General features: G+C 74.4%; 6 protein-coding genes and 1 pseudogene. 2 read left to right on the top strand and 5 right to left on the bottom strand.

The window, feature by feature from the left end; genetic code table 11:
• Window positions 1-143: 143 nt before the first annotated feature.
• The 3 genes from JNW87_RS33965 to JNW87_RS33955 form a co-directional block, all read right to left on the bottom strand.
• Window positions 144-1199 (bottom strand): LacI family DNA-binding transcriptional regulator, encoded by a 1056-nt coding sequence (locus tag JNW87_RS33965; protein ID WP_109804994.1) that lies wholly within the window; start codon window positions 1197-1199, stop codon window positions 144-146.
• A 97-nt stretch (window positions 1200-1296) separates the two neighbouring features.
• Window positions 1297-2178, bottom strand: a complete 882-nt coding sequence (locus JNW87_RS33960) for a helix-turn-helix domain-containing protein (protein WP_375373579.1) — start codon at window positions 2176-2178, stop codon at window positions 1297-1299.
• Between the two features lie 113 nt (window positions 2179-2291).
• Window positions 2292-2558: a DUF397 domain-containing protein gene (locus tag JNW87_RS33955; RefSeq protein ID WP_109804996.1), complete on the bottom strand. Its 267-nt coding sequence runs from the start codon at window positions 2556-2558 to the stop codon at window positions 2292-2294.
• Between the two features lie 266 nt (window positions 2559-2824).
• On the opposite strand from JNW87_RS33955, the gene JNW87_RS33950 reads away from it, so the two are divergent.
• On the top strand, window positions 2825-3475 hold the full coding sequence (locus tag JNW87_RS33950; protein WP_109804997.1) for a GGDEF domain-containing protein: 651 nt from the start codon (window positions 2825-2827) through the stop codon (window positions 3473-3475).
• Between the two features lie 8 nt (window positions 3476-3483).
• Here the strand turns inward: JNW87_RS33950 and JNW87_RS40300 are convergent, their stop codons facing one another.
• Window positions 3484-4023: a phosphotransferase gene (locus JNW87_RS40300; protein WP_305070480.1), complete on the bottom strand. Its 540-nt coding sequence runs from the start codon at window positions 4021-4023 to the stop codon at window positions 3484-3486.
• 584 nt (window positions 4024-4607) lie between these two features.
• Window positions 4608-5102 carry a type II toxin-antitoxin system PemK/MazF family toxin gene (locus tag JNW87_RS33935; protein ID WP_109804998.1) on the bottom strand — a complete coding sequence of 165 codons (495 nt, stop codon included), beginning with the start codon at window positions 5100-5102 and terminating at the stop codon, window positions 4608-4610.
• A 94-nt stretch (window positions 5103-5196) separates the two neighbouring features.
• On the opposite strand from JNW87_RS33935, the pseudogene JNW87_RS33930 reads away from it, so the two are divergent.
• Window positions 5197-5442: pseudogene (locus JNW87_RS33930) on the top strand (DUF4291 family protein); the annotation flags it as partial.
• Between the last annotated feature and the right edge of the window lie 112 nt (window positions 5443-5554).

Below are 5554 nucleotides of genomic sequence, written 5' to 3'. Positions count from 1 at the left end.
GGCGGCCAGCCGGGTGGGCGTCAGCCGGGCCGGGCGGGGGCGGTCCGGGCGGACCGGCGCGTCGGGCCGGGCCGAGTTGACGTGCCGGGTCACGGCGTCGACGGCGAGGACGAAACCGGTGGACTGTTCCATGGTCGGCTCCTTCAGGCGGGACCGGTGGAGGTACGGACGATGAGGTCGGTGCGGAGCAGGACGTGGCCGGCGGCCGGGTCGGCCGGGGGCTCCAGGAGGAGTTCGGCGGCGATCCGCCCCTTCTCCTCGGCCGGCTGCCGCATGGTGGTGAGCCCGGCCGCGGCGGCCTCGGCGATGTCGTCGAAGCCGGTGACGGAGACGGGGTGCGGAAGGCGGTGACCGGCCTCGGCGAGCGTGTCGAGCACTCCGAGGGCGAGCACGTCGGAGCAGGCCAGCACCGCGGTGGGCGGGGCGTCGCCGGTGAGCGTGGCGGCCACCGCGGCGGCGCCGGCGGCGCGGCTGTTGCCGGTGGCGTTGAGCACGGTGAGCGCGGACCAGTCGACCCCGACGGCGGCGAACGCGTCGGCGAAGCCGGCGAGCCGGCCGCGGGTGGTGGGGTGCGGGACGTCCCCCGGGCCGGCCAGCCGCAGCGGTCCGGGTGGGGTGTCGGGCAGCACGGTGTCGCCGAGGAGGGCCACCCGCCGATGACCGAGGGCGGCCACGTGCTCGGCGACGGTGCGGGCGGCGGCCCGCTCGTCGATGCCGACGTAGCGGTGCGCCGGGTGGGCCGCCTCGGCGACGGCGGTGGTGACGTAGGGCAGGGCCCGGCCGCGGATGGCTTCGAGCGCCCACTCCTCGTCGCCGGCGCAGTAGACGCAGAAACCGTCGACGGCGGCGTTCTCCACCGCGGTGCGGGCGAGCGCCGGGTCCGCGGGCAGCGGGACCAGCAGCAGGGCGGCGCCGTGCCGCTCGGCCGCGCCGCTGAGCCCGGCCAGGAAGCGCACCGCGAAGGGGTCGGTGAAGGCGTACGACAGCTGGGAGGTGAACAGCACGCCGATCGCGCCGACGAAGCCGCGGCGCAGCGACCGGGCGGTCGGGTTGGGCCCGGGGTAGCCGAGCTGCCGGGCGGCGTCGAGGATCCGGTGCCGGAGGGCGGCCGAGAGCTGGTCAGGGCGGCTGTAGGCGTTGGAGACGGTGCTGCGGGACACGCCCACGGCATTCGCCACGTCCTGCAGGGTCGGCTTCACCGCGACGCCCTTCTGGATCGATTCAGTCTGGATCGATCCAGAGGTTACCCGCACGTGGGAAGGGACGTCAATGCCGGGCCGGATGATCCGGGAACGGTCAGCGCCGGTACAGCTCGTCGGCGATCCGGCCGAGCAGCTCGGGGGTTCGCTCCGGCGGCTCGGCCTCCACGCAGAGCCGCTCCATGGCCAGGGCGTAGTAGTCGAGGTCCTCGCGCTTGTCCAGGTAGATCGCGCTGGTCAACTGCTCGATGTAGACGATGTCCGGCAGGTCCTGGTCGCCGAAGCGCAGGATGGTGAAGGCGCCCCCGGCGGCGGCATGCCCGCCGGCGGCGAAGGGCACAATCTGGAGCCGGACGTGCGGCGAGGCCGTCGCCTCGACCAACGCGTCCAACTGGCCGCGCATCACCTCCGGCCCGCCGATCGGCCGGCGCAGGACGGCCTCGTCGACGACCGCCCAGAGCTGGGGAGGGTGCGTCCGGCGCAGCAGCTCCTGGCGCGCCATCCGCAGGCCCACCCGCCGCTCGACCTCCTCCGGCGCGGCGCCGCGGTGGCCGAGCAGGATGACGGCGCGCGCGTACTCGGGGGTCTGCAGCAGGCCGGGAACGAACTGGACCTCGTACGTCCGGATCAGCGCGGCGGCGGCCTCCAGCCCCAGGTAGGACTGGAACCAGGTGGGCAGCACGTCGCCGTACCGGTGCCACCAGCCGGGGCTGTTCGCGTCGCGGGCCAGCTTGAGCAGCACCGCGCGCTCGTCGGTCGCCGAGACGCCGTAGAGGGTGAGCAGGTCGGCGACGTCCCGCTCCTTGAAGCCGACCCGGCCGAGCTCCATCCGGCTGATCTTCGATTCGGAGGACCGGATCTCCCAGCCGGCGCCCTCGCGGGTGACCCCGGCGCCCTCGCGGAGCCGCCGCAGCTGCGCTCCGAGCAGCATGCGCAGCACGGTCGGGCCGGTGGCCGGGCCGTCCTCGCGGGGAACCATCGTCACGTGGTCGTCCTTCGCATGCCGACACTCGCCGACCGGACGCCCCAGTCCGGCCGACGTGTAAGCATGCCATGGACCGACAGTGAGGTGGGCTCCTCCGGACGGCCGGATCAGTCCCGGCAGCAGCGGGACGCGGGGCCGGCGATCAGGTGGTCGAAGTCCCCGTCCCGGGCGCCGAGCACGAAGGCGGCGATCTCGTCCACCGTGTAGATCAGCGCCGGGCCCTCCGGGTGCCGGGAGTTCCGCATCGCGATGCCGGCGCCGTCCGGGAGTTCGGCCAGCTCGACGCAGTTCCCGCTCGGGTTGCTGCGACGACTCTTCTGCCACCGCAGCGGCGGCAGCTGAGTGATGGGTACGCCGTTCTGGGGCTGCTGCATGGGGCGTCTTCCTGTGCAAGAGCCAGCCGATGCCGCGGGAGGAGCGGTGGTGGCGACGGGGCGGGGTGTCGACAGAGGACGATGATGCACGTGCATCTGCTATTGCATCTGCACTGGACAGCGAGCATGATAACGCACGTGCGGTGTACTCATCCGTTCACTGTGGGTCACCCCGCTCTCTGCGCGGACCAGCGGAAAACCGCGTCGGCGACGAGCGGCAGAGGCACCGCCAGGAGGCGACCGACGGCTGTGGCGAAGGAGGGTGCGTGCCGGATCCGATGACCGTCGCGTCCGGTGTCTCCGCCGCTGGCGCCCTGGTCTCCGCCTGGCAACTGCGCCGCCGGGCGCTGCGGGCGGAGGCGGAGATCCAGCTCCTGCAGGCCGAACTGGCCGCCGAACGGCACGCCGCCAGCCATGACCCACTGACCGGGCTGCCCAACCGACGCGCCTTCTACCGGCTGGCCGCGACCCTGCTCACCGGCGCCGGCGGCAACCCGCTGATCGCCGTGGTGCTCGACCTCGACGACTTCAAGCAGGTCAACGACCGGTACGGGCACGCCGCCGGTGACCAGGTGCTGATCAGCGTGGCCCAACGGCTGGCCGCCTTCGCCGGCGACAACCCGGTCGCCCGGCTCGGCGGCGACGAGTTCGCCGGGCTGCTGGTCAGCCCCACCGTGGACCGGCGGTGGATCGAGCACGCCAGCCGGCGACTCTGCGACGCGCTCGCCGCGCCGATCCCGCTCGGCAGCCGCACCGTGCAGGTGACCGCGTCCGTCGGCCTCGCCCCGGTGCACGGGCCGACCCAGCTCGCCGAGGCGCTCCGCCGCGCGGACGCGGCGATGTACCAGGCGAAGAGCGTGGCCGCGGCCCGGCCGGCCCGGCAGCTCGTGGACACCCCGCACCTCGCCGAGCGCTGACCGGCTGATCAGTCCCACCGGCCCAGGTCGCGCAGCGCCCCGCGGGCCAGGGTGAACAGCCCGACCGGGGACAACAGCCCGTCCACGATCTTCAGCGCACGGACCCGCTCGGCCTCCGGCCGGTCCGTGTCGGCCGCGTCCCGCGCCCAGCTCCCGATGTCGTCGAGGGCGCGCACGCCCAGGTGGTAGGCCAGCCGGACCGGATCCGGATCCACCGGGCCGTAGCCGGCGAAGAACGCGGCCTGCTGGGCCGGGGTCACCGGCGCGAACGCCAGCACGCCGCCGAGCACGAACATCAAGTCGCGTTCCCGCGGCGCGAGCACCGCGTCGTCCCAGTCGATCAGCCAGACCCGCCCGTCCGGGTCGAGCAGCAGGTTGCCCAGGTGCGGATCGCCGTGGCAGACCACCAGGTCCGCCGGCCGCTCCCGCAGCTCCGCGCCGAGCCGGTCCACCCGGTCGAGCAGGGTCGACACGTCGTCGGCGGCCGTCCGCCAACGGGCCGCCACCTCCCGGGTCCACCGGTCGGCCGAGCCGTCCACCGCCCGCAGCCGACGGTCGGTGGCCCGGGCGGCACGCCGACCGCCGCGTGGGTGTGGTCCTCCCAGGGCAGCAGCGCCGCCAGCTCATCGGTGGGTGCGACCGCGTGCGTCGCGGCCAGCACCTCGCCGTCGCCCGCCAGTGCGCGACGCCCATCCCGCCGTCCAGCGCCCGATCGGCGGTCAGCCACGGCACCACGGAGAGCCGGCGCCCCCCGTGGACGCTCCAGAGCCGGCCGTCCCGCGTGGTCAACGGGGCCACGATGCCCGGCACGCCCCGCGCCGCCAGGTGGGCCGTGACGCGCAGGCCCGCCGGGCTGCCGCCGCCGCTCAGCTTGACCGCCCACTGGGCACCGTCGGCGTCGGTGGCCCGCCACAGCCGCGCCGTGTCATCCGCGCCGTACGGCACCAACTCGGCGGCGACGAGGGCGAGACCGAAGTCCTCCGCCACCCAGCCGGCCAGTCGGTCGTCCCCGGCGATCGTCAGCTCACCCGTCACCGGATCACCGTGCCACCGCTCACCCGTCACCGCGAGCGGTTTCGCCGGTCAGCGCCAGCCACGGCGCACCCGTCGTCGCGAGCGGTTTCCCCGCCCGTCAGCGCCAGCCGTAGCCAGCGCGCAGGGCCTGGCCCACCCGGTCGAAGCGAGGCCGGTCCAGCACCGCGCCCTCGCGCCGGATGCTGTCCTCCCGCATGGTGAGGACCCGGTCGAGGCGTACCCAGCTCGGGCGGTTGTCCCGGTCCCAGGCGCCCGGCCCGAGCGCCAGCCAGTGCCGCTGGCCATCCCGTTCACTCTGGCTGGAGAGCATCAGCCCGAACAGCGTGCGGCTCTGCCGGCCCACCACCAGCACCGGGCGGTCCTTGCCCTGGCGGGGGTCGTCCTCGTACGGGACCCAGGTCCAGACGATCTCCCCCGGGTCGGCCTGCCCGTCCAGCTCCGGGGCGTACGCGAGCTGGCGACGCTGCAGCGCGGCCACCTGGCGGCGCCGCGCGACCTGGGCCGGGATCGGACCCGGCGTCCGGGTCGGCGTCGCCGTACCCCCGGTCATCCGGCCGAGCCGCGACGCCACATTCCTCAACAGACCTGCCACGGCCGGCAGCCTATCCTCCGGGCCGGGGACCCGCTGGCCGCCGCCCGGCGAAATGCGGTGGAGATACGGCGGAGGCGTCGGCGACGATCGCCGGGTGACCGTTCCCGCCCGGCAGGTCCGGGCCACCTTCACCGCCGACAGCATCACCGTTTACCAGGCGTACCCGCCGGAGATCGTCGAGGCGGCGCTCGCCGCCGGCCGGTTCGTGCCGCCGTTCAAGCGGGAGCGGATGACCTGGATCAAGCCGTCGTTCCGCTGGATGATGTACCGCTGCGGCTGGACGCGGAAGCCCGGGCAGGAGCGGGTGCTGGCCGTGGAGATCACCCGGGCCGGCTTCGACCGTTACCTTTCAGTGAGCAAACGTGACTCATGATTGGCAGTCGTCCGTTGCCGGGCGACGTTGACCGGATGAACCGGTCTAGACGCTTCACGGCCCGCTGCCCCGCCTGCGG

The organism is Micromonospora sp. ATA51 (assembly GCF_016802855.1).
Taxonomy (GTDB): Bacteria; Actinomycetota; Actinomycetes; order Mycobacteriales; family Micromonosporaceae; genus Micromonospora; species Micromonospora sicca.
This window is presented reverse-complemented; position numbering and strand designations above follow the sequence as displayed.